The following is a 23,329-nucleotide window of genomic DNA, read 5'->3' as shown; positions in this document are numbered from 1 at the left end:
GGGGGATTAGCTCAGTTGGGAGAGCGCCTGCCTTGCAAGCAGGAGGTCACGAGTTCGAATCTCGTATTCTCCACTAAGAAGAAAATCACTGTCAGGTATGGCAGTGATTTTTTTGTATGTCTGATATTTACGATTCCGGCTTTAAAATCCGGAAATCCGATTTCTGGAAATCAATCAGTCCTTCCCGCTTCATCTTCCCAAGTTCGGCAGATAACGCGCTGCGGTCTACATTCAGGTAATCCGCCAGTTGTTGTCTGGAAAATGGAATCGTAAAGTACATGGAATTCTGCCGGGCAGCCTGCCAGGAGAGGTAGGATAAAAGTCGTCCGCGGATGGTCTTCGGAGCGGTATGGAAGATCCGTTGAGACAGGATCAGATTCTTTCGGGTACAAAGATTCAGCAGATTCTGCTTTAACTGTAAGAGTTCCGGTACCGGAGCGGATACCTGAGAATCCGTAAGTGTGGCGAGTTGATGAAGATTCAGGAAGAGAACCAGTGCCGGTTCAGAGACGCTGACATCGACCATCAGCGGTTCCTGTGGAAGCAGGGCGTAAGTCTCTGCAAAATAGTCTCCGGCTTCCAGAGAAGACAGGATCGTGCGATTGCCCCAGGGATCGGTGCTCTCGATCAGGGTCTGTCCCTTTAGAAGGATGCCCATCGCCTGTACTACATCTCCCATATGATAAATCAGCGCCCCTTTTTCATAGGAGCGCGTGATACCGGATAATTTCTGGATGGATTGTAAAATCTCTTCTTCGGAAAGTCCGAAGAAGAGAGGATTGGTTAATAAAGCCGGATATTCCTTAAGCAGAGAATTCTGACTAAAATTCATCGGTTGTTGATTCGGGCAATGGTTCATCGTGTGCCTCCAGAATGTTCATAAATTCCTCGCCGGTAATGGTTTCGTGTTCATAAAGATATTTGGCAAGTTCATGCAGTTTTGCACTGTTGTCTTCCAGGATCTGCAGTGCTTTTGCATGCTGCTCTTTGACCGTTTCCCGAACTTTTTTATCGATTTCGGTCTGGGTTTCAAGAGAACAGGACATGGAGGTGTCGCCGCCTAAGTACTGGTTGGTGACGGTTTCCATGGCAACCATATCAAATTCTTCATTCATACCATAGCGGGTGATCATGGCTTTTGCAAGCTTGGTCGCCTGTTCGATATCATTGGAAGCACCGGTTGTGATCTGATGGAAGATCAGCTCCTCTGCGGCACGTCCGCCGGTTAAGGTGGCAATCTTATTCAGCAGTTCGTCTTTGGTCATCAGGAAATGTTCGCCCTCTTCTACCTGCATGGTATAACCTAAAGCCCCGGAAGTGCGCGGAATGATAGTGATTTTGTGAACCGGTGCGGATTCCGTTTGTTTGGCGGCAACCAGTGCATGGCCGATTTCATGATAGGAAACAATCAGTTTTTCTTTATTGGAAAGAACCCGGTTCTTTTTCTGGTATCCGGCAATGACTACTTCTACGCTTTCCTCCAGATCAGCCTGGGTAATAAACTTGCGGTTGTCGCGAACGGCGCGAAGTGCAGCTTCGTTGACGATATTGGCAAGTTCGGCACCGGAAGCTCCGGCAGCGGCTCTTGCAACTGCATTGTAATCTACATTATCGCCGACTTTCATCTTCTTGGCATGGACTTTCAGGATATCAATACGTCCTTGGAGATCCGGCAGTTCAACCGGTACCCGTCGGTCAAAACGACCCGGACGAAGCAGGGCAGGATCCAGAGAATCCGGCTGGTTGGTTGCAGCAAGGATGACAACACCCTTGGAACCGTCAAATCCATCCATCTCTGTCAGAAGCTGGTTTAAGGTCTGCTCTCTTTCGTCATTTCCGCCAACCTGTCCGCCACGTTTTTTACCGATGGCATCGATCTCGTCGATGAAGACGATACAAGGGGCTTTTTCATTGGCCTGTTTGAACAGATCCCGAACTTTGGCGGCACCCATACCAACGAACATCTCTACGAATTCGGAACCGGAAATAGAGAAAAACGGAACATTTGCTTCTCCGGCAACTGCTTTTGCCAGCAAAGTCTTACCGGTTCCGGGAGGGCCGACCAACAGGGCACCCTTCGGCATCGAAGCACCGATTTCACGATATTTTCCCGGGGTATGAAGATAATCTACCAGCTCGGAAAGGATCTCTTTGGCTTCGTCTTCTCCGGCAACATCACTGAATTTGATGCCACTGGTAGATTTGACATAGACTTTGGCATTGCTTTTACCCATTCCAAACTGCATGGCACCCATGCCGCCGCCCATCTTGGAATTGAGGCGCTTCGCCATAAGCTGTCCCAGTCCGACAAAGATCACCATCGGAAGGATAAATCCTACCAACAGGTTGGTAAACGGGGAAGTTTCCTTGATAATCTCGGAGGAGAACTTGGCACCGGAATCATAGAGCCGGTCAACCAGTTGAGGATCCTCAATCACGCCGGTCTTATAAATATGAGTTTCGTCTTTATCTGTAAAAATAATCTGATTGGATTCAATATTTACAGAGCCGATCTCCTTTTTGTTGATCATCTGCATGAATTTGCTGTAATCTACTTCCTTCACCTGATGTTCGGTGAAAATCGGAAGGACGATAAAATTCAGACTCAAGATGACCAGAAGTACGATCAGATAGTAGAAGATCATAGGCTTCTTGGGGTTTTTGACTTCTTGCATAAACTGTTTCGCTCCTTTGTAAGTAAAATGATGTAGAATAGTATAGTCCAAAAGAAAACGGAAAACAATTAAAAAAGTCTGAAATTTCTGTGAGAAAAAATCCGTGGATTACTCGCTGTAATCTTTTCGGTCAAAACTGCCGCGGATTCCCATTTCTTCACGGTATTTGGCAACGGCACGCCGGGAAACCTGGATGCCCTGTTCTTTCAGAAGATTGGCGAGTGCCTGGTCACTGTATGGCTTCTTTTTGTTTTCCTGTTCGATCATTTCTTTCAGAAGCTGCTTGACATACATCGGTGTGATCCCGTTATTGCCGTCGTTGGAAGAAACGCTGGAAGTAAACAGATTCTTGATAAACAGACTTCCGTGCGGGTACTGGAGATATTTTCCTTTAATGGCACGGCTTACGGTTGAAGTATGGACACCGATTTCATCTGCCACGTCGCTCATGGTCATCGGAACCAGAGGGGCATTGGATTCGAAAAATGCCTGTTGCTGTTTTAAAATGACCTTGGAGATTGCCAGAATGGTCTGACGACGCTGCTGGATGCTGTTCAAAATGAATTGTACCCGGTTGCGTTTGGCCTTGAAATATTCGGACAGCTCCGGATCGGAGGAACTTTCCATCATTTTCACGTAATAGTCGTTTAAGGAATAATTTTCAATCCAGGAATCATTTAATAAAATACACCATTCTCCGTCATCCTGCTGGAAAATGATATCCGGGATAATGTAATCATTCTTCTCGGAACCGAAGCCGGAGAGAAGTCTCGGATTCAAATGGCTGATCAGCTCAATATTTTTGCGGACTTCCACGGTCGGCAGATGCATTTCCCGGGAAATGTTGCTGATCTTTCCGTCTGCAATATCCTGCAAATGGTTGGAGATCATGACGCTTAAGACTTCATTATTTAAATCCAGAGCATCTAACTGTCTTAAAAGACTCTCCTCCAGATTGGCGGAAAAGATGCCGTAAGGCTCTAACTGCTTTAAGATTGCCAGACATTTCTGAACGATTTTAACCGGAAGGGCGGATTTCTCAGCCACTTCTTCCAACGGAATCGAGAAAAATCCGTTGTCATCCAGACATTCAATCAGATAGTCAAACAGCTTCCATTCTTGCTCCGTGTAAAGGTTTGGATCCAGTTGCTGAAGCAGATAGTCACGAATCGAGCCTTCGTTATGTACCGGAATATCCCGGTTGCGTTTTGATTCGGATTCGGATTCAAAATGCAGAGCGGAATTGTTGGAAGACATGGATTCATAATATCCGGTCAGTGGCTCCGAAATAGAGGAAGATGTATTGTCATTGTGCTCAAGCAGCGGATTCTCAAGATATTCATTCCGCAGGAACTGATTCAGTTCGATGCTGTCCATTGCCAGGATCTCGAGTGCCTGGATCTGCGTCTGGGAGAGTTGCTGTTTTTGCTTTAAAGTAAGATTCAACTCCATAAAAAATACCACCTTTCTATTCGCTAATAGTAGCATATTTTGGCGAAATTTAGTAGTTGAAACAGCAAAAAAGGAAAGACTGAAAAAATTTTCTTGCCCCAAAATCAAGAAATTGAAAAAAAGGCTTGCAAATATCAATAAGGTATGATACTATTATCAGCGGTCACGAAAATTACGAAAGACGTAAGTGATCGCTTCAATGGCTCCGTGGTCAAGCGGTTAAGACATCGCCCTTTCACGGCGGTAACACGGGTTCGATTCCCGTCGGAGTCACTTCTCTTTAGCTCTTTTTATTGACGGAGATACAAACCTCTGGTATAATAAAGAAGCTTCAGAGCAATTGCATAATGTATGGCGCCATAGCCAAGTGGTAAGGCAGAGGTCTGCAACACCTTCATCACCAGTTCAAATCTGGTTGGCGCCTCTTACGAAAGACTCAAAACTTTATGTTTTGAGTCTTTTTTTGCATATTTGGAAAAATCCAGGCATAGACTCTTGTGAGAGCTTCTGTGTTTCATCAGGCAGGGTTCTCGGGACAGGCAACGAAAGTCAAGATGGGAGAGGAGTGTATGAAGAAGAGAACGAGAAAACCACTCGCCTTCCTGCTGACCATGTTGCTGCTTCTGACTGCAGGGGCACAGGTACTGGCAGAAACTCCGACGGAAGAGAAACAGGTCGTGTCGGAAGTTCTGGAACAAACTGCGCAAAAGGAAGAAGGAAAGGCAGAACAGAAAGCAGAAGAAAGCCAGCAGGAGTCTGTACCGGAAGAGAAAAAAGAAGAAATACAGGATGAAAAAAGCGCAGAACAAACTGCAGGAAACCACACAGAACAGGATACGGAACAAAGGGAAGGAAGCCGGGAGGAAAGTACCGGGCAAACAGAAGGACAAACTGCCGGAACCGATCAGATGCAGAGTGAGGAGACGGGAACGGACGGACTCAAGACGCAGACCGAGGCGGCAGAAGCAGACGAAATCAGGACACAGGCAGCAGGTGCAACGGTAACTTTGTCAGATTCCATCAAAACGGATGGATGTCTTCACGCGGAGGTGACCGGAATTGCTGACGGGGAAACCGTTCAGGTGAAATGGTGGAAGAGTGCAGACAAAACGGATGGAAGCTGGACAGAAGTAACCAGAAAGAAGATCACGGAAGACCGCTATAACATTTCCGAAGATCGAAAAAGTCTGAATGTAGCGTTGGATGGCGGAGCGAGATCCTGGTATAAGGTGCAGATCCTGGACGGCGAAGGTCAGGTGTTGGCAGAGACAGCTCAGCCTTATCAGATTCCCTATTATAATGAATTGCGTAACGGAGATTTTGAAAGTCCGGAAATTCTGAACAGGCAGAGTTATCAGCCCTTCTATGACAGCGGAGCAGATGGCGTGGTATGGAAGACCACGGCGAAAAGCGGAAAAATAGAATTTGTCAGTGCGGATAAGAAAAAGCTGGATGGAATTTCCGGTCTGACCCATCAGGAACTGTCCATACAGTGGCATAAGGTGGAAGCTGCGGCAGATGCAAGCGGTGGCGGCACGCAGTTTGCAGAGTTAAATGCCAATGAATCCGGAGCCTTGTATCAGGATGTGCTGACTACACCGGGAGCTACCCTTTACTGGCAACTGTCCCACCGGGCGAGAGGCGCGGACAGTGATAAATATCAGTCCGGTGCAGAAGACACCATGTATGTTCTGATCATGTCAACGGAGCTGGCAGAAAAATATAATGTGACCACCCAGGATAAAGTGAATCGGGTGCTGTCAGATATACGAAGAGGCGGAACCACGTATCCGGGAGCGCGGGTAGAAACCATCACCAGCGACAATATTTCCTGGCACCAATATAGCGGAACCTATCAGGTACAGGACGGACAGTATCTTACGCGCTTCTTCTTTGTGGCAGGTACGACCGCTTCAGGAGATCCCAGTGTGGGAAATCATCTGGATGCAGTCTGGTTCAGTGAGACGTTACCGCCGCCAAATCCGGAAAACGGACATTTAAAGATTCAGAAAACAGTGAGAGGGCTGACCGAGGAAGAGGCAACGTCCTACACACTTCCGGTGACGATTACCAGAACGGATGCGGGAAATGGATCGACCGGTGAACCGATCCGGATTGAACTGACCGGTTTTAAGAAGGATGCACAGGGCAACTATCAGGCTTCTTATACACAGGCAAACCTTCCGGCCGGAACTTATCAGGTGGAAGAGAGTGTGCCGGGCATGGACGGGTATACAGTCAGGTCTCTCTGTCAGGGACAGGAAGGAACCGGGGCTCGGATTGCCGTGCCGGAAGGAGAGACGGCAACGGTCAGCCTTCTGAATGAATACACGCCGGATCTGGTCAAACTGACGGTCACAAAGAAAGTGAACGGAAATATGGGAGATCCCTCACAAAAATTTGCCTTTACGCTGGAAGTAAACGGAGAAACAAAAACGTTCACATTGAAAGACGGAGAAAAGGCAGCGTTTGAATTTCCGAGGGGATCCGTTTACACGATTACGGAATCAAAAGCTTCCGGGTACACCACAACCATCAATGGAAAGAATTCGGCGGACCGAACCATTTCGCAGACACTTCAAAGTGATACGACTGTGGAGTACGTAAACCGGAAAGAGGCAAGTGTTCCGACCGGAGTTTCCGATAAGGCAAGACCGACAGGACTGTGGATTTTGCTGGGCGTATTCGGCGCAGCCATTCTGTTGCCGGGAAGATCGTTCTGGAAGCGTTTCGGGAAAATGAAGCGGCGGAAACAACAGGAGAACTTGTAAAACGCAAATGTTTCGGAAAAGAATGAAAAGAATAAGGAAACAGAAAAAGCGGAAATGAAACAGCAGGAGACATGATAAGAGAGAACAACGGAAGCAAAATGAGTAGCAGGAAAGTATGAGAAAACGGATGAATGAAAGGAAACGGGCTCTCAGAGAACTGGCAACAAAATTTTTGACGTTGCTTGCATTTTTCGGAATCGTATTTGGTGTAGTCTTTGGAATTACGCCGATGCGAAATCAGGACATGATGCCGAAAATTTCGGCGGGGGATCTGATGGTCTATGAGCGGCTGGGAAATTCCTGGATCAGCGGGGACGTGGTGGTCTGGAAAAAGGAAGGGAAGACCTATACCGGACGGATCGTCGCGGTTCCGGGGGATCAGGTGAAGATTACGGAAGAAGAAAGTCTGGAAATCAATGGAAGTGTTGTGGCAGAATCCAATATTTTTTATAAAACACCCGCCTATGAGGGGGCAGTCGCATATCCACTCACGCTTTCATCCGGAGAATATTTTGTTCTGGGGGATTTCAGGGAAGGTGCAAAAGACAGCAGATATTTCGGACCGATCGAGAGAAAAGAAATCAAAGGAAAAGTTCTTGTGGTTCTCAGACGGAAAGAAATATAAACAGGGAAAGCAATGAAGGAAAGACGAAAGTGACAGAAAAGAGGGAAAAGAATGAAAAACAAAATGATCAGTCGAAGCTTTGCCGCTGCTATGGCGACCGCAACCATGTTGTCTACAATGGGACTCAGTGTATGTGCTGCATCAGAGGGACTTTATCAGGGAGACAATCTGACAGAAATTCCGGCCGAAAAAATTCTTACCACAGACGGAACAACCTATCAGCCGGATACTACATTTTCATTTTCTGTGAGCAATGGAAATGGCACGACGGAAAGCACACAGGTGACCGATGACAAAGGAAATCTGGTTTATGCCGGAGTCACCGGAGGCCTCTACACCGATGCATCCTGTGGAGCTGTTTTCAGCGCGGCATCCCAGAGTTCCGACCAGATTCAGGCCATCTATCAGGCAAACGGAAAACTGAAACTGGATGTGACGGCATTTCCAAAACCGGGGGTATTCCATTATCTGGTGTCGGAAACACCGAGTACCTATGACGGAATCACATCCGATACCAACATTTATGATGTGTACGTCTATGTTTATACAGACGATGCGGGAAATTTGAGTATAAAAAATGTGGTGGCCAAAAAACAGACGCCGAAGGGACCGGTAAAAGCAGACCTGACATTTTCCAATGATTATGGAAAAGACAATGACGGAACCCATGATGTGAAAATCACCAAAACCATCGCAGGAAATCAGGCAGTAAAAAGCCAGAATTTCCATTTTCAGGTCAAAGTAACAGCGAAAGACGGTGCTGCCGAAAAATATCTGGTGAAATATAGTAAAGACGGCAAGACAGAGACCACAGATATGCTGCAGTCGGGCGTGCAAAAAGAGTATGAAATGACAAATGAAGGATATGTTCTGGTTTATGGATTGTCAGAAGGTGATGTGGTAGATGTAAAAGAAAAGGAAGCAAACAGTGACGGCTATACCACCACGATCCAGGCAAATACAACACAGTTCGGATCGAATCTGATCAAAAATGAAGCAACCGGAACACTCCAGACTTCCGTGAAAAAAGACGGGGCAATCATCGGATATCTGAATGAGAAAAATGGGGTGATCCCGACAGGCGTGATGGCAACGGTAGGCCCGTCGCTGATCCTGGTTCTTGCAGCAACCGGGCTTGGCGTAGCATTTTTCCGCAAGAAAGCAGAGTAAATGTAAATGCTGACGAGGGGAATCAAAGCCGCGGATGCGATCCTGAGCGGAATCGTGATTCTGATCATTACAGGGATGCTGCTGTATGGCGGATATTCCCTGTGGGATACGGCTGCGGTCTATCGGAATGCGTATCTGGATGATACGTTGAAAAAAATAAAACCAACAGATCAGGGAGGGGTGAACCCCTCCCTGGAAGAGTTAAAAAAGATCAATCCCCAGATCTGTGCATGGATTCGGGTGGATCAGACCCATATCGATTATCCGGTGGTACAGGGAAGCACCAACACGGAATATCTGAACAAAGATGTGTATGGGGAATTTTCCTATTCCGGGACGCTGTTTCTGGATACCCGGAATCACAATACCTTTGAGGATTTGTACAGTCTGATCTATGGACATCATATGGAGCATGGGGCCATGTTTGGGGATGTGGACAAGTTCCGGGATGAAACATATTTTGAGGAACATCCCACCGGCACCCTATATCTGGACGGACGCAAAGAGAACATCCTGTTTTTTGCCTGTGTGAAAGCCGATGCTGCCGACGAAAGGTTCTATACGCCGGAAAATGAAACCGGTCAGAGTCTGCAATCGTTCGTGGCTTATATCAGGGAGCATGCTGTATCTGGCCGGGAAATGGAGTTTGGTGAGAACGATCGGATCATCGGGTTGTCAACCTGCTCTAATACTGAGACGAACGGGAGAGTGATTTTGTTCGGAAAACTGAGTAACGTGAGATAGGTTTGCGTAGGATTCTGGGAATATGGAAAGATAGGGTTTGTCCTTAGAATGCGCTGCATGACGGATGTCATGTGGCGTATTCTGTGAAAAGGGACAGGCCCTTTTTCATGTGGGGAAATAGTTGGGGACAGAAGCACTTTACAGGGAAAGTAAATTGCGGAATTAATTTAGTGTTAGCAGAAATATTACTATATAGTAAGATGGATTTTTGGTATACTGGATAGAAGATAAAAAGAAAACCACTGATTAAGTCTGGTATATCGGTGCTATAATAGTCCCATGTTACCGGAGAAACGGATGGAGGAGCATGACAGATGAAACAGGGAAAAGTATGGCTGACAGGGGCAGGACCGGGAAGCAGCGGACTTTTGACAAGACGAGGAGAAGAGGTAATAGAAAAAGCGGATCTGATTGTATATGATGCGCTGGTTGGAGAAGAGATTCTGTCGATGCTGCCGGAAAAAACGGAGAAAATCTCTGTCGGAAAGAGAGCGGGAAGACATTCCGCTTCGCAGGAGGCGATCAATGAACTTCTGGTGAAAGAAGCGAAACAGGGAAAATGGGTGGTGCGCCTGAAAGGTGGCGATCCCTTTGTATTTGGTCGCGGCGGTGAAGAGGTGCTTTGTCTGCAAGAGGCGGGGATTCCTTTTGAGATGATTCCGGGTGTGACTTCGGCAATTGCGGTCCCGACTTATGCCGGAATTCCGGTGACGCATCGGGAAGATACTTCCTCTGTTCATATTATAACGGGACATCCGCAAAAGGATGGGGCAGACCGGACGGATTATGAGGCATTGGTTCGGTTGAATGGTACTCTGGTGTTCCTGATGGGAATTTCAAATCTGGAAAAGATATTGAGACATTTGCAGGAAGCAGGAATGGCGGAAAGTATGCCGGCAGCAATGATAGAGCAGGGAACAACCGCAAGACAGAGAAAGATTGTTGCAACGGTGGGAAGCCTTGCAGAGCGGGCAAAAGAAGCAGAAATCCAGGCACCTGGAATTCTGGTAGTGGGAAAAGTCTGCGCGCGCAGTGAAAAAATGGAATGGCGAGAGAAACAACGGCTTTTTGGAAAAAGAATTCTGGTGACACGGGAGAGAAAAAAGGCGAAAGACCTGATGGCGATGCTGCAGGAAGAAGGCGCAGAAGTCTGGAATCTTCCGACGATTGAAACGATTCCGTTGGAAATAGAAAAAGAAACATTTGAAACGCTGGAAGGAAAAGATGCCAGCTGTAGGGGAAGGGAAAAATGGTTTGTATTCACCAGTCCGGTTGGTGTGGAATGTTTTCAAAGGCTGTGCCGGAACTATAAAAAGGATATGAGGGATTTTCAATCGGATCAGTCCCGGCTGAAAATTGCGGCGATTGGTTCCGGGACGCAAGTCAGACTGATGGAGATGGGCTGGGTGGCTGATCTTGTACCGGAAGAATATAACGGAAAAGAACTTGGCAGGGCACTTGGAAAAGAAAGCGCAGAAGATGCGAAGATTTTTCTGATACGGGCAAAACAGGGCTCGGAGGACTTGACGGAGGCTCTTTATAAAGCAAAAAGAAACTGGGCAGAGTTTCCGGTGTATGAAACGGCTCTGAAAAAAAGAGAGAGCGATATGGAAAGAATCTGTCAGCTTCTGGAGCAGGATAAGGTGGATCTGTATACTTTTATCAGCTCTTCCACAGTACGCGGAATGGCGGAGATGGTCGGAGTGTCCTGCCTTAAGGGCAAAGAAGCGGTATGTATCGGTGCGGCAACTGCCGCGACTGCGAGGGAATATGGAATGAAAGTGCTTGTGGCTGAAAATGCCACGATAGAAAGCCTGGTGAAAGCGGTGCTCGAATGGGCAAAAAGCGGAGGAAATTAATATGCGACAAAAGAGATACCAACATATCTGGCTGCTGATTTTCAGTCTGATGATCGGGTTGACCGGATGTGGAAATTCGAATACAGAAAAGACAACCGGATCAGGAGAAAAGGAACAACAGGAAATCACAGTTGCTACAACCAGTGAAAGCGGTGGACTGGATCCGGCTGGAATGATCGCAAATACCTATCTGGCATATTCTCTGTCAGCATTGGATGAACTGCTGGTGTACGATGAGAATGGAGAGATAGAATACAGGGGAGCAACCTCTTATGAGACAAATGAAGACGGAACGGTATGGACCTTTCATTTGCGGGAGGATGCAAAGTGGTCAGACGGAAGTCCGGTGACGGCAGAAGATTATCGGAATACCATAGAACGCTCTCTGGATCCGGCAAGCGGGAACGGATATGCGAATGATTTGTTTTTTATAGAAAACGCAGAAGCAATCTATAATGGAGATGCCGAAATGGATACATTGGGGGTGGAAACGCCGGATGATAATACTCTGATCTTTCATTTATCCACACCCTGTGTGTATTTTCTTGATCTGTTGAGACTCCCGGTTTATACGCCGTCCTGTCATACCTATGCAACTGCGGTAGGAGACGGATGGGATACAAACCCGGAAACAAGCGTATCAAACGGGCCGTTTTGCTTGAAAGAATATGTGTCGGGACAATATTTTGTCTTGGAGCGCAATCCATATTATTGGAATCAGGACGCAATCAATCTGGATGAAATAACCTATAAGTTCTTTGACAGTCAGCAGGCGATGCAGGCGGCTTATGAGACCGGGGAAATAGATGTTGCGCCGGGATTATTGTCTACGGTTATGACGGAGTATGAAGGACAAGATGATCTGCTTTTAACGGATGCGATTGCAACCAGATACATTTATATGAATCTGTCAGTGGAACCGCTGCAGGATGTCAGAGTGAGAAAAGCCCTGAATCTGGGTCTGGATCGGGAAACTCTCTGTAAGATGATCGGAGAAGATACCATACCGACTTATCATTTGGTAGCCAGTGCGATGATGAATAAAGCGACGGGAGAGTCTTTTACAGAAGAGGCAGAGCAGCCGTTTGAGGAGAATATAAAAGAAGCACAGGAACTGTTAAAAGAAGCGGGATATCCAAACGGCGAGGGATTCCCGGAACTGACGTATAATTATCCGGCACTGGAAATGGATGCAGATACAGCGCAGGCACTGCAACAGCAATGGAAAGAAAATCTGGGGATTACGATCCGGTTGAATGCCCAGGAACTGCAGGTGAATTATTCAGAAAGAAGAGCAGGGGATTTCGAACTGTGCCGGATGAACTGGACCGCAGATTTTTCAGACCCGTATACCTATTTATCCATGTTGCTGTCCAACAGTACCTATAATTGCAGTGGGATTCAGGATGAATATTATGACGGACTGATCACACAGTCTGATACGGAAACGGATGTGGCGGCGCGAAGTGAGTTGCTTCATCAGGCAGAGCAGTATGCAGTTGGAGAGCAATATTATATCATTCCTTTATATAATATGAAGAATGTGAATCTGGTGAATCCGGAAATTGAGGGAATCCGACAGAACCCGGCAACCGGAGCTCTGGAGTATCGACAGGCAGGCTGGGGAAAACAGTAGGAGACAGAATGCCGGGACTTGAAAAGGTTATGCGAGAGGAATGGAATATGAAAAAAGGAATCTTGTTAGTTAGCTTTGGGAGCGGAAATAAAGAAGCAGTAGAAGAAACTTTGGGAAAACTGAAAAAAGAAGCCGAAGAACGGTTTCCGACCTATGCGATATATCAGGCATTTACCAGCGGGCAGATTCGTGAAAAATGGCGGGAAATCTATCAGATTTCAGTGGATTCGCCGGAACAGGCTTTTTGTAACATGCAACAGGAAGGAATCGAGCAGGTTGTGGTACAGCCTGTTTATGTGGTGCAGGGACAGGAGTTTGAAAAAGTCAGAGGACAGGTGGAAATGTGGAGAAAACAATTTCGACTCTTGAAATTTGGAAAGCCACTTCTGTCACAGGAAGAAGATTACAAACGCTGTGTCCATGTGATCGGCAACAGATGGCCGGTAGAATCGGGGAAAAGCAGAGTGATTGTTGGTTACGGGACGAAAGAATCTTCACAGTCAGCATATGGAATGTTGGAATATACATTTCGGATGTTGGGATATTCAGATGTGGCGGTAGGGACTTTGAGCGGGTATCCTGCAATTCAGGAAGTCCTTTGGAATTTAAAGCAGCAAAAGACAGAAACGATAGAGATGATTCCATTTTTACTGATACGTGGAGAAAAAGCAGAGCGGGAAATCTTGCATTCCGAAACAGGATGGACAGCTCGACTGCAAGAGGAAGGATATCAGGTAGAAAGGGTCAGAAGTGGTCTGCTGGAACTGGAAGAAATCCGGCGGATCCTGCTGGATCATATAGAAGAGGCGATAGAAGAATGAAGGAAGAAAGAGTCATTCGGATTGGGACGAGAGAAAGTCGTCTGGCAATGTGGCAGGCGGAATATGTGGCGCGGCAAATCCGAACATCACATCCGGAAATCAAAGTGGAACTGGTTCCGATGACAACAACCGGGGATAAGATTCTACACCGGGCGCTGGATCAGGTGGGCGGGAAAGGCCTGTTTGTCAAAGAGCTGGATCTGGCACTTCGAGAAAAGCGTACGGATTTATCGGTACACAGTCTGAAAGATGTACCGATGGAAATACCGGAAGACCTTCCGCTTCTTGCATTTACCGGAAGAGAGGATCCGAGGGATGCAGTGATTTTTCGAGACAGGAATTTAAAGGAAGAGACAGGCAGCAAACTTCGAATCGGAACTTCCAGTTCCAGAAGGAGAATCCAATTGCAGGAATTATATCCGAATGCAGATTTTCCACTGATCCGTGGAAATGTGCAGACCCGGCTGCAAAAGGTGGAGTCGGGGGAATATGACGGAACGGTGCTGGCGATGGCAGGACTGAAAAGACTGGGCCTGGAAGACAGAGCCGACCGGATTCTGGAGCCGGATGAGATGCTCCCGGCAGCAGGGCAGGGGATCCTTGCGATTCAGGGACGGGCCGGTGAAGACTACAGCTTTTTAGAAGAGATTGACGATGAGGACAGCAGGGCAGAAGCACTGGCAGAACGTGCATTTATCAAGGTGTTACAGGGAGGATGCAGTGCTCCGTCGGCAGCATATGCAAAAATGGATGCAAAGACACAGGCCCTTTGGCTTAGAGGAATGTATTGTCCGCAAGAAGGAATGTCTTATATGAAAGGGGAAAGGAAAGGAACACCGGATCAGGCAGAAGCGATAGGAAAAGCGTTGGCAGAGTCCTTGAAAGAGAGGTATACAGAGGGTGATTAGATATCTTGGAAAAAGAGTGGGGACAGGAGCAGTGTCTTTGCTGTGTCTGATCACGCTTACATTTTTTCTGGTACATTCTATGCCGGGGACACCTTTTGATGCAGGAAATGTTTCGGAACAGATTCTGCAGGTACTGGAACATAAATACGGGCTGGATCAGCCGGTGTCTGTACAGTATTTCCGATACATGGGGATGATTTTCCGCGGAGATTTTGGAATCTCCATGAAAAAACAGGGGTTTGCAGTCAATCAACTGATTATGCGGTGTATTCCGGTAACCGCCAGACTTGGAATTTCTGCGTTCCTTTTAGCCTGTATCCTTGGAGCTGTCCTCGGGGGAATCGGATATAGAAGAAAAGGAAGTTGGATCGCGGCGGTTTGCAGAGGAATCAGAAGTACAGCGATCGCGATTCCGAACTATGTCTATGGTCTGGGCTTTATGCTGATTTTCGGAGTATGGCTGAAATGGTTTCCGATTGCCGGAATCGCAACAGGAAAGAATTATGTACTTCCGGTGCTTTCCCTGGCACTGTATCCGGCAGGAACGATAGCGACCATGGTGGAAGCCGCACTCAGCGAAGAAGAACAGAAAGAGTATGTGGTGTTGCTGCGGGCGAAAGGGCTTACGTCAGCAGAGATCCTTCGACATCATTTTGTGAAGCCGGTGTTCTTGCAGGTTTTACCCTATCTGGGACAACTGCTGGCATATCTGCTGACAGGATGTTTTGTGATTGAAAATATTTTTACCATTCCGGGACTGGGAAGAGAATTCGTTACAGCGATTACAAATCGGGATTATACCGTGATTATGGGATTGACGATTTTCATGGGAATTGTGGTGACAGGAGTACAACTGGTAGTAGATATACTGCAGAAGATGCTGGACCCGCGCATCAGAAATGAGGGGACATACTGATGAAGAAAAGAAAGATTTCGACAGAAAAAATTCTGCTGTTCCTTCTGGTGCTTCTGGCAATTCTGGCAATTCTGGGGCCGGTGTTATCTCCTTATACATACGATGGACAGGACGTGACAGCCAGAAATCTGGGAATGTCCTGGATTCACTGGTTTGGAACCGACAAATTCGGAAGAGACTTATTTACAAGAGTGTGCTGTGGAATACGACTCAGTCTGCTGATTGGTGCGATTTCGGCAATGATTTGTGGCGGGATCGGAACTCTGATCGGAGGAGCGGCCGGTTATATCGGTGGAAAGACGGATCTGGTGTTGTCAGAACTGATGAACATTTTAAGTGCAGTTCCGTCGCTTCTTTATATCATCCTGATTCAGTTAGCATTTCATCCGGGAATGGGGAGTGTGATTTTGGGATTTTGTGTAGCCGGCTGGGTGGATCTGGCAAGGCTCTTTCGGGCAGAGACGATGCGACAGAAAGAGATGGAATATTGTATGGCGGCAAAAATGATGGGTGTTTCCTCTTTCCGGATAATTGGAAAATATATTTTGCCAAATGCCAGACAGTTATTGAAAGTGCAGATGCTTTTGCTGGTTCCCAAAGCGATATTTACGGAAGCTTTTCTGAGCTTTCTCGGAATTGGAATTGCGGCACCACAGGCGAGCCTTGGAACCCTGATCCAGGATGCAAAGGCACAGATTATGTTATATCCGCTGCAGATGGTATATCCGGTTGTGATTCTGATTTTGCTGTTTCTTTCCTTACAGGGGATTATTACAAAAGAGCAGAGGCTATAAGAAAATGATGGAGATACTTTTAGAGGTACAGCATCTTACAATTGCATATCCGCAGAATCGGGAAGTGGTCCGTGAGCTGAATCTTTGCCTGAAAAAGGGAGAAAGATTGGGAATCGTGGGAGAATCCGGAGCTGGAAAAACAACGCTGGCCATGGCGCTTGCGGGCATAAATAATCAAGAACAGACAAGATCGGGAACCGTAACATTTTACGGAAAGCAGCGTGGAATCATCCTGCAAAATGCGATGACATGTCTGGATCCTTTGATGAAGATTAAAGATCAGCTAAAAGAGGTGCTGTGCAAAAGTCGGAAGTGTTCGAAAAAAGAGGCATACAAGCAGGCGGAAGATTTATTGGAAGAAGTGGGGATTTTTCCGGCAAAACAATACATGGAGAGTTATCCGTTTATGTGCTCGGGAGGAATGCAGCAGAGGATCAATCTTGCTATGGCACTTGCGGCGGATCCGGATCTGCTGATTGCAGATGAACCCACATCGGCACTGGATCTTTCGGTACAGAGCCAGATTTTGAAATTGCTGAAAAGAGTATGCCGGGATCGGGAACTGGCACTGATTCTGGTAAGCCATGACCGGAAAGCGGTTTCCGCATTGTGTCAGAGAGTCTGTGAGTTGAAAGCGGGGAAACTGACGGAAAGAACCGGGGCAGAGAAACCGGGAAGGCTCGGGAATACTCTGAACGAATCTCACGGCGAAGGGGAGGTCCTGATTCTGAAAAATCTGCAAAAAAGTTATGGCAGGCAAAACGTATTGCAGGATATAAACCTGACGATAAATACCGGGGAAATATATGGTCTGGCAGGGGAAAGCGGCTGTGGGAAAACGACACTTGCAAAGGTGATCACAGCGCTTACAAAGGCAGATGCAGGGGAAGTTCGGGCAGAATGTGTGCAACTGATCTTCCAAAACGTATATCGGGCGTTGAATCCGGTGATGACAGCAGAAGAAAATCTAAGAGAGGCTTTGCGGGCAAAATATGGTCGAAGGAAAGCCAAAAGTCCATGGGCGGATCAAAAGATCAGGGAAGCACTCGAAATGGTGGAAATGAAGGCAGATCGTGGGATGGATCGACCGGCGCAATTCTCAGGGGGACAGCTTCAACGGCTGACTCTGGCAAGAGCACTTCTGCTGGAACCGAAATTGCTGATTTGTGATGAGGTATTCTCTGGGCTGGACGAAACCACCAAAGAAAAAATGAAAGCACTTTTAAAGAATATCCGGAGAGATCAGCATCTGTCCATCCTGTTTATCGGGCACGATCTGGAGACGCTGGAAGAGTTGAGCGACCGAATGGGAGTCATGTATGGCGGATATCTGGTAGAAGAGGGAAATGCCGGAGCGTTGAAAAACGATCCGTGGCATCCATATACGAAGAAATTGTTTCGACTGGCAAGAGGCGAACAAGTCGGCGCAGATTCCATGACACCGGAAAAAGAAGGGAAATCTGACAGAGTGGGTTGTCCTTATGCGGGCAGATGCCCGTATACAACAAAGCGTTGCGAAGAGGAATGTCCGGGCAGTTATCGACAGAAAGATCTGTATGGTGAGCGAACCATCCGATGCTTTCTGTATGAAACAGAGAACTGCGAAAGAGAAAGTTCCGATATTTGGATGCACAGCAGGGTATAAGAAGAACTATATTGTTTTATGTGGAATTGGAACCGGATGTTCCCGGTGTTTTGGAAAAAACAGGAAGAAATCAGGAATAAGATAAAGGAAGCGGGAATATGATTCATATTTATTGCGGAGATGGAAAGGGAAAATCGACGGCAGCAGCAGGACTGGCACTTCGATGTGCCGGTTATGGCAGGAAAGTGCTGTTTGTCCGATTTTTTAAAAACGACAGTTCCGGAGAATTAAAAGGATTAAGAATGATACCGGAGATTGAACTTTTGTCGCCCCGGAAAAGTTTTGGATTTTACTGGAATCTTTCGGAACAGGAAAAGGCAGAACTAAAGAAGGTGTGCAGAGAATGCCTGGAAGAAGTGGGGCGAAGAGTAAACGAAGGAAAATGCAAGGTACCTGAAAACAGAGAAAATGGTCGGATAGTTGGGAATGAAGCGAAAGAAGAGGAAGGAAACGGTGGTGGCTATCAGATGCTAGTGTTGGATGAGATTATGGCAGTGATGAAATATGAGATTATTTCAGTAGATGAAATGCTGGAATTCCTGAAAAATATTTCGGAAGAAGTGGAAGTGGTATTGACGGGACGAAATCCGGCCCCGAGGCTGGTGGAAGCTGCGGACTATGTTTCGGAAATCCGCAAGATCAAACATCCTTATGATAAAGGTGTCACAGCGCGAAAAGGAATTGAATTTTAGATTGAATTTTCTTATAAAAGAGAGTATGATAACTCTATCGAGGACGATGTGGTCAAGGACACATCGTCCTTTTCTGCGTAGTGGAGCTGATAAAGCCATAATCAAGAGAGAATCAGGAAAAACATAACCTGAGCCAGACGTTGAACCAGACGTATCTAATGGTGCAAATCAGAAGAAAATATCCTCAAAGATGTTCCGTGAAAAAATAATCCGTATGAACTCTTGATAGCAAGAATTATGAAAAAGAAACGGAAAAGAACGAGAAGGAGGTTGGAGATGAAAGTATATATGATTCGCCACTTTACGACCAGAGGAAATCAGGAGAAACGCTATATAGGAGCGACAAATGAGCATGTACTTCCGGAAGAATGGGAGAAACAGAAAGAAAGATATCCGAAAGTGGAAGCGGTGGTCGTTTCCCCGTTGATCCGTTGCGTGGAAACGGCAAAAATTTTATATGCGGGAGTGCCGGTCTATCTGTCGGGGAAAATGCAGGAACGTGATTTCGGTTTGTTTGAGAACCGGAATGCGGAAGAACTTCAGAAATTTCCGTGGTATCAGAAGTGGCAGGATTCTTTTGGCAGACTTCCGTTTCCGGCGGGAGAACCCAAGGAAAGTTTTCAGAAGAGATGTCTGAGGGGGTTTAAAGAATCCGTGGATCTCCTGGTTGAACGGGATGTGATGTCAGCGGCATTTATCGTGCACAGCGGAACGATTACCTCGATTCTGGAAGGATTTCATATAGAAAATGAGCTCTCAGCCATAGAAAACGGAGACGGCATCGTACTGGAGATTGATTCGGAACGGTGGAAAAACGGGAAACGAGAGGTGACGCTGAAAGAGACAAGCATGTTCATGCGGGAAACTGCCGTAAGTCTGTAAAAATTCCGATCAAATTTTAAAGAAACGCACTGTATTTTGCGGAAAAGATATGGTATGATGGGAGAAAGCTAATCTCAGAAGTACCATATCTTTTGTGTTTTCTATATTCTAAATCAGCGATTCTTATGGAGCGGTTTTAATTTATTTGTTCTTCAACAGAATTATTCTAAATGAACAGTTCCAAGTGAGCAATTCTAAGTTTCAGGATCAAGACATTTTCACAGAATTCTTAAATAAATTATGAGGAGGGTTTATGACCAGACGGTCAAGGGAGGAGAGTAAAAGCAGGCTGTATCATATTATGGTTTGCGGCAACAATCGGGAGGCGGTATTTTATGCGGAGAAAGAAAAACTGCGTTTCCTGAATGAAATGAAAAAACTGGCAGAAAAATTTCCGGTGGCGGTTTATGCGTACTGTGTAATGAACGATCATGTACATTTGCTGCTGCGCTCGGAAAAGAAAATGCTGGAAAAGTATATGCACAGTTTGAATACCAGATATTCCTGCGAATATAATTGCCGGCATGAAAGGCAGGGGCATGTATTTTCCGGCAGGTATGAAAGCCAGTGCATTGAAAAGGAGCAGGAGTTCTGGAACTGCATCAAGTACATACACAACCATCCGAAAGAAACTGGGGTTGTAAAAGAAATTCAAAAGTATCCATATAGCAGCATTCGGGAATATCTCGGAATGCGATCGAGTTCAAATCTGCTGTATTCTGCAGCAAAAAAGAAAATGAAATCCCAATTCAAAACCAGATATAATTTTCAGGCGTTTCATGAAGAAACGGATCTGAATTTGTTTTTAGATGTGAAAGAAGAAAAAGAGAGAAAACAGATCCAGGCAACGCAAAAGCTTCTGGATGATTTTCTGAAGAAAAATCAGCTCAGACAGGGTGAATTCTGCATGAGTGCAAGGTCACGAAGCATTTTTGCGGAAGAAGTTCACATGAGACTGGATTTATCCTATCGAAGGATCCGGGAAATCGTATCGGAAATTTGTGAAGAAATCTTGAATAAGGTGGACATCAAAACAGCAATGTGATAAAATACAGGTCATGTGAAAAAAATAACAATCGCAAACATATGAGAGAGAAGGAGTTTATCATGGCAAAAATTTTAATCAGTCCATCCAAGTACATTCAGGGCGCCGGCGAGATGAAGAAGCTGGGAACTTATGCAGATTCTTACGGAAAGAAAGCACTGGTTCTGATCAGCAAAGGCGGACATAAGAGAATCGGAGCAGAGATCGAAGAGAGCTTTGCAGGAGTGGAATGTTCTATCGAATTCGATTTCTTCAACGGAGAATGCAGCAAGAACGAGATCAACCGTCTGGTGGAACTGATGAAAGAAAAAGGCTGCGATCTGGTGATCGGTATCGGCGGAGGAAAGATTTTTGATACAGCCAAAGCAGTTGCTTATTATGCAAAGACACCGGTTATGATCTGCCCGACCATCGCATCTACAGATGCACCGTGCAGTGCGCTGTCCGTTATTTATACAGATGAAGGTGTATTTGAGGAGTACCTGTTCCTTCCGGCCAACCCGAACGTAGTCCTGATGGATACCGATATCATTACAAAATCTCCGGTTCGTCTGACCGTAGCTGGTATGGGTGATGCCATGGCAACTTATTTTGAGGCAAGAGCATGCAAGAGAAGCGGCGCAACTTCCTGTGCAGGCGGAAAGACCACAGAGGCAGCGATGGCACTGGCAAAACTGTGCTTCGATACTCTGATGGAAGAAGGCATAAAGGCAAAGATCGCTCTGGAAGCAGGTGCATGTACAGAAGCAGTGGAAAAAGTTATTGAGGCCAATACTCTACTCTCCGGAATCGGATTTGAAAGTGCAGGTCTGGCAGGCGCACATGCGATCCACAACGGAATGACTGTTCTGGAAGAGTGCCATGGAATGTATCACGGAGAAAAGGTCGCATTCGGAACCATCGCACAGCTTGTTCTGGAAAATGTATCCCAGGAAGATCTGGCAGAAGTTATCGAGTTCTGTATCGAAGTAGGACTTCCAGTAACCTGGAAAGAACTGGGTGTGGAAGAAATGACAGAGGAAAAACTGATGGCAGTTGCAACCGCAGCCTGCGCAGAAAATGATACCCTCCATAACATGCCGTTCGAAGTAACTCCGGAGACCGTGGCAGCCGCATTGAACGCAGCAGATGCTTACGGAAGATATTTTCTGGGAGAGTAAGTAAAGCAGCAGCGGCAAAGAGCGGGGAAATTAGAAGATAGGGCATAAGATAAAAGGAAAAAGCTACTGGCAATAGCAAAAAGGCAGTCTGGTGAAACAAAATCGATGAGATTTTATTTTATCGGGCTGCCTTTTGCTTCTGTTTTGCCGCCGGGCGCACGAAAAAGGCTTAGAGAAGCTTTATTGGTATAGTGCCATTCGAAGATTTGAACTTTGCGGGATTTTCAGACTTTCTGGTGATTGTATTCGCGGCGGTCGGATGTTATAATGCAACTGTTAAGAGCGAAGTTTGAAAAAACGCAAAGAAAACTGTGGAACGAAGTGTGAAATGACACGATAAGGGGATAAATATGACGGAAGAAAGAAGAAAACATCCGGTGAATACAGAAAAGAGCAGAAAAAGAAAGCAAGTGCATCCGACGGATCATGAAAAGCGTGAAGGCAGAAAAAGCAGTCGACCTGCGAGCAGCGGAAAAGGCGAACGCAGAAAACCAACCCGTCCGACGGACGCGGACAAAAATGGAGCAGGAAAGAAACGTCCGACTCCCCACACCTCTCTGGCGGATGGATATGGAAAAGAACCGATCCGTCAGACAAAGCGGCAAAAGAAAAAGAAGAAAAAAAATCTGGTGTCCAATTTGATTCTGGTGATCGCAATTGCAGTCTTTCTGATATCCGGTTTCCAGTTGGTGAGAATGTTGGTTCCGTATTTTACCGGCGGCGCAGAATATAATGAAGTGAAAAAAATGGCGGAATGGTCCAACGATTCGGACAAAGCCAAACAAAAGGCAGCAAAGTTCCAGGTGGATTTTGACAAGTTAAAAGAAATCAATCCGGATACGGTGGCATGGATCCGGTTTGATGAACCGGCAGTAATCAGCTATCCGGTGGTACAGACAGGAGATAATGACACCTATCTAAAAAAAACGTTCCAGGCAAACGACAACAAACTGGGTGCCATTTTCATGGATTATCAGAATTCATCGGATTTCAGTGACCGAAATACCATGATTTACGGACATAATCTGAAAGTCGGAGGCGAGATGTTTTCCCAGTTGAAAGATTACAGTGAGGAAAGCTTCTATAAAGATCACCCTTACTTCTATATTTATACACCGGATGGGAAAACGAAGACGTACCAGATTTTTGCGGCGGGCGTAGTGAAAGATACGGCAGATAATTTCCGTCTCTCCTATACATCGGATGAGGATTATGAGTCCTATCTCCAGCTTGCGAAGAGTATTTCTTCCTATAATACCGGGGTAGAGGTAAATAAAGACTCTAAGATCGTGACGCTGTCCACCTGCACCAACGTAAGAGAAGACGAGAGATTTCTGGTATACGGAGTGCTGACCAAAGAAGAAACAGCGGATGGCGATTCAGAAGATACGACGGCTGAGTAAGCGTGAATTGCGATTGCCAGAAAATGGGAAAGCTGTTGATGGGGTAGAAGGTACAGGGGCTTGACTGAAGTGGTCAAAATAAAATCAGAACAGTGCTATATGAAAGACAAAAGATGAACTTTTGTGTAATG

At 46.2% G+C, this 23,329-nt stretch carries 19 protein-coding genes and 3 tRNA genes; 19 read left to right on the top strand and 3 right to left on the bottom strand.

Going from position 1 to position 23,329, the window contains the following annotated elements; translation table 11 throughout:
* Window positions 1-73, top strand: a tRNA-Ala gene (locus KGMB01110_RS06355).
* Window positions 74-127: 54 nt separating this feature from the next.
* Here the strand turns inward: KGMB01110_RS06355 and KGMB01110_RS06350 are convergent.
* The 3 genes from KGMB01110_RS06350 to rpoN form a co-directional block, all read right to left on the bottom strand.
* On the bottom strand, window positions 128-859 hold the full coding sequence (locus KGMB01110_RS06350) for a Crp/Fnr family transcriptional regulator (protein ID WP_243112689.1): 732 nt from the start codon (window positions 857-859) through the stop codon (window positions 128-130).
* Window positions 822-2,675 carry an ATP-dependent zinc metalloprotease FtsH gene (gene ftsH, locus KGMB01110_RS06345; protein ID WP_119297846.1) on the bottom strand — a complete coding sequence of 618 codons (1,854 nt, stop codon included), beginning with the start codon at window positions 2,673-2,675 and terminating at the stop codon, window positions 822-824. The genes KGMB01110_RS06350 and ftsH overlap by 38 nt, the downstream gene beginning before the upstream one ends.
* Before the next feature lie 108 nt (window positions 2,676-2,783).
* On the bottom strand, window positions 2,784-4,127 hold the full coding sequence (gene rpoN, locus KGMB01110_RS06340) for an RNA polymerase factor sigma-54 (protein WP_119297845.1): 1,344 nt from the start codon (window positions 4,125-4,127) through the stop codon (window positions 2,784-2,786).
* A gap of 201 nt (window positions 4,128-4,328) precedes the next feature.
* On the opposite strand from rpoN, the gene KGMB01110_RS06335 reads away from it, so the two are divergent.
* From KGMB01110_RS06335 to srtB (KGMB01110_RS06250), 18 genes are all read left to right on the top strand, one after another.
* Window positions 4,329-4,400 (top strand) — tRNA-Glu (locus KGMB01110_RS06335).
* 80 nt (window positions 4,401-4,480) lie between these two features.
* Window positions 4,481-4,551: transfer RNA gene (locus KGMB01110_RS06330), tRNA-Cys, on the top strand.
* Between the two features lie 145 nt (window positions 4,552-4,696).
* Window positions 4,697-6,898, top strand: coding sequence for a DUF7601 domain-containing protein (locus tag KGMB01110_RS06325; protein ID WP_119297844.1), 2,202 nt, complete (start codon window positions 4,697-4,699; stop codon window positions 6,896-6,898).
* 115 nt (window positions 6,899-7,013) lie between these two features.
* Window positions 7,014-7,523, top strand: a complete 510-nt coding sequence (lepB, locus tag KGMB01110_RS06320; RefSeq protein WP_243112688.1) for a signal peptidase I — start codon at window positions 7,014-7,016, stop codon at window positions 7,521-7,523.
* 51 nt (window positions 7,524-7,574) lie between these two features.
* Window positions 7,575-8,693, top strand: coding sequence for a DUF7601 domain-containing protein (locus tag KGMB01110_RS06315; RefSeq protein WP_119297843.1), 1,119 nt, complete (start codon window positions 7,575-7,577; stop codon window positions 8,691-8,693).
* 6 nt (window positions 8,694-8,699) lie between these two features.
* Window positions 8,700-9,437 (top strand): class B sortase, encoded by a 738-nt coding sequence (gene srtB, locus KGMB01110_RS06310; protein WP_119297842.1) that lies wholly within the window; start codon window positions 8,700-8,702, stop codon window positions 9,435-9,437.
* A gap of 314 nt (window positions 9,438-9,751) precedes the next feature.
* Window positions 9,752-11,296 carry a uroporphyrinogen-III C-methyltransferase gene (gene cobA / locus KGMB01110_RS06305; protein WP_119297841.1) on the top strand — a complete coding sequence of 515 codons (1,545 nt, stop codon included), beginning with the start codon at window positions 9,752-9,754 and terminating at the stop codon, window positions 11,294-11,296.
* Window position 11,297: 1 nt separating this feature from the next.
* Window positions 11,298-12,932 (top strand): peptide ABC transporter substrate-binding protein, encoded by a 1,635-nt coding sequence (locus KGMB01110_RS06300; protein ID WP_119297840.1) that lies wholly within the window; start codon window positions 11,298-11,300, stop codon window positions 12,930-12,932.
* A gap of 8 nt (window positions 12,933-12,940) precedes the next feature.
* The gene (locus tag KGMB01110_RS06295; RefSeq protein WP_119297839.1) at window positions 12,941-13,753 is read left to right on the top strand and encodes a sirohydrochlorin cobaltochelatase; all 813 of its coding nucleotides are present in this window, start codon (window positions 12,941-12,943) and stop codon (window positions 13,751-13,753) included.
* Window positions 13,750-14,661, top strand: a complete 912-nt coding sequence (hemC, locus tag KGMB01110_RS06290; RefSeq protein ID WP_119297838.1) for a hydroxymethylbilane synthase — start codon at window positions 13,750-13,752, stop codon at window positions 14,659-14,661. Before KGMB01110_RS06295 ends, hemC begins: the two co-directional genes overlap by 4 nt.
* Window positions 14,654-15,577: an ABC transporter permease gene (locus KGMB01110_RS06285; RefSeq protein ID WP_119297837.1), complete on the top strand. Its 924-nt coding sequence runs from the start codon at window positions 14,654-14,656 to the stop codon at window positions 15,575-15,577. Before hemC ends, KGMB01110_RS06285 begins: the two co-directional genes overlap by 8 nt.
* The gene (locus KGMB01110_RS06280) at window positions 15,577-16,371 is read left to right on the top strand and encodes an ABC transporter permease (protein WP_119297836.1); all 795 of its coding nucleotides are present in this window, start codon (window positions 15,577-15,579) and stop codon (window positions 16,369-16,371) included. Before KGMB01110_RS06285 ends, KGMB01110_RS06280 begins: the two co-directional genes overlap by 1 nt.
* 4 nt (window positions 16,372-16,375) lie before the next feature.
* On the top strand, window positions 16,376-18,016 hold the full coding sequence (locus KGMB01110_RS06275; RefSeq protein ID WP_119297835.1) for an ABC transporter ATP-binding protein: 1,641 nt from the start codon (window positions 16,376-16,378) through the stop codon (window positions 18,014-18,016).
* Between the two features lie 98 nt (window positions 18,017-18,114).
* Window positions 18,115-18,708: a cob(I)yrinic acid a,c-diamide adenosyltransferase gene (locus KGMB01110_RS06270; protein ID WP_117603204.1), complete on the top strand. Its 594-nt coding sequence runs from the start codon at window positions 18,115-18,117 to the stop codon at window positions 18,706-18,708.
* A gap of 276 nt (window positions 18,709-18,984) precedes the next feature.
* Window positions 18,985-19,590 carry a histidine phosphatase family protein gene (locus KGMB01110_RS06265; protein WP_170141693.1) on the top strand — a complete coding sequence of 202 codons (606 nt, stop codon included), beginning with the start codon at window positions 18,985-18,987 and terminating at the stop codon, window positions 19,588-19,590.
* Between the two features lie 253 nt (window positions 19,591-19,843).
* Window positions 19,844-20,635, top strand: coding sequence for a transposase (locus KGMB01110_RS06260; protein ID WP_117888824.1), 792 nt, complete (start codon window positions 19,844-19,846; stop codon window positions 20,633-20,635).
* 62 nt (window positions 20,636-20,697) lie between these two features.
* On the top strand, window positions 20,698-21,795 hold the full coding sequence (locus KGMB01110_RS06255; RefSeq protein ID WP_119297833.1) for a glycerol dehydrogenase: 1,098 nt from the start codon (window positions 20,698-20,700) through the stop codon (window positions 21,793-21,795).
* 350 nt (window positions 21,796-22,145) lie between these two features.
* The gene (gene srtB / locus KGMB01110_RS06250; protein ID WP_119297832.1) at window positions 22,146-23,198 is read left to right on the top strand and encodes a class B sortase; all 1,053 of its coding nucleotides are present in this window, start codon (window positions 22,146-22,148) and stop codon (window positions 23,196-23,198) included.
* Window positions 23,199-23,329 lie beyond the last annotated feature (131 nt).

This window comes from Mediterraneibacter butyricigenes (assembly GCF_003574295.1).
Classification (GTDB): domain Bacteria; phylum Bacillota; class Clostridia; order Lachnospirales; family Lachnospiraceae; genus Mediterraneibacter_A; species Mediterraneibacter_A butyricigenes.
Note: the sequence above shows the minus strand (reverse complement) of the source record. Positions and strands in the feature narration are given on the sequence as shown.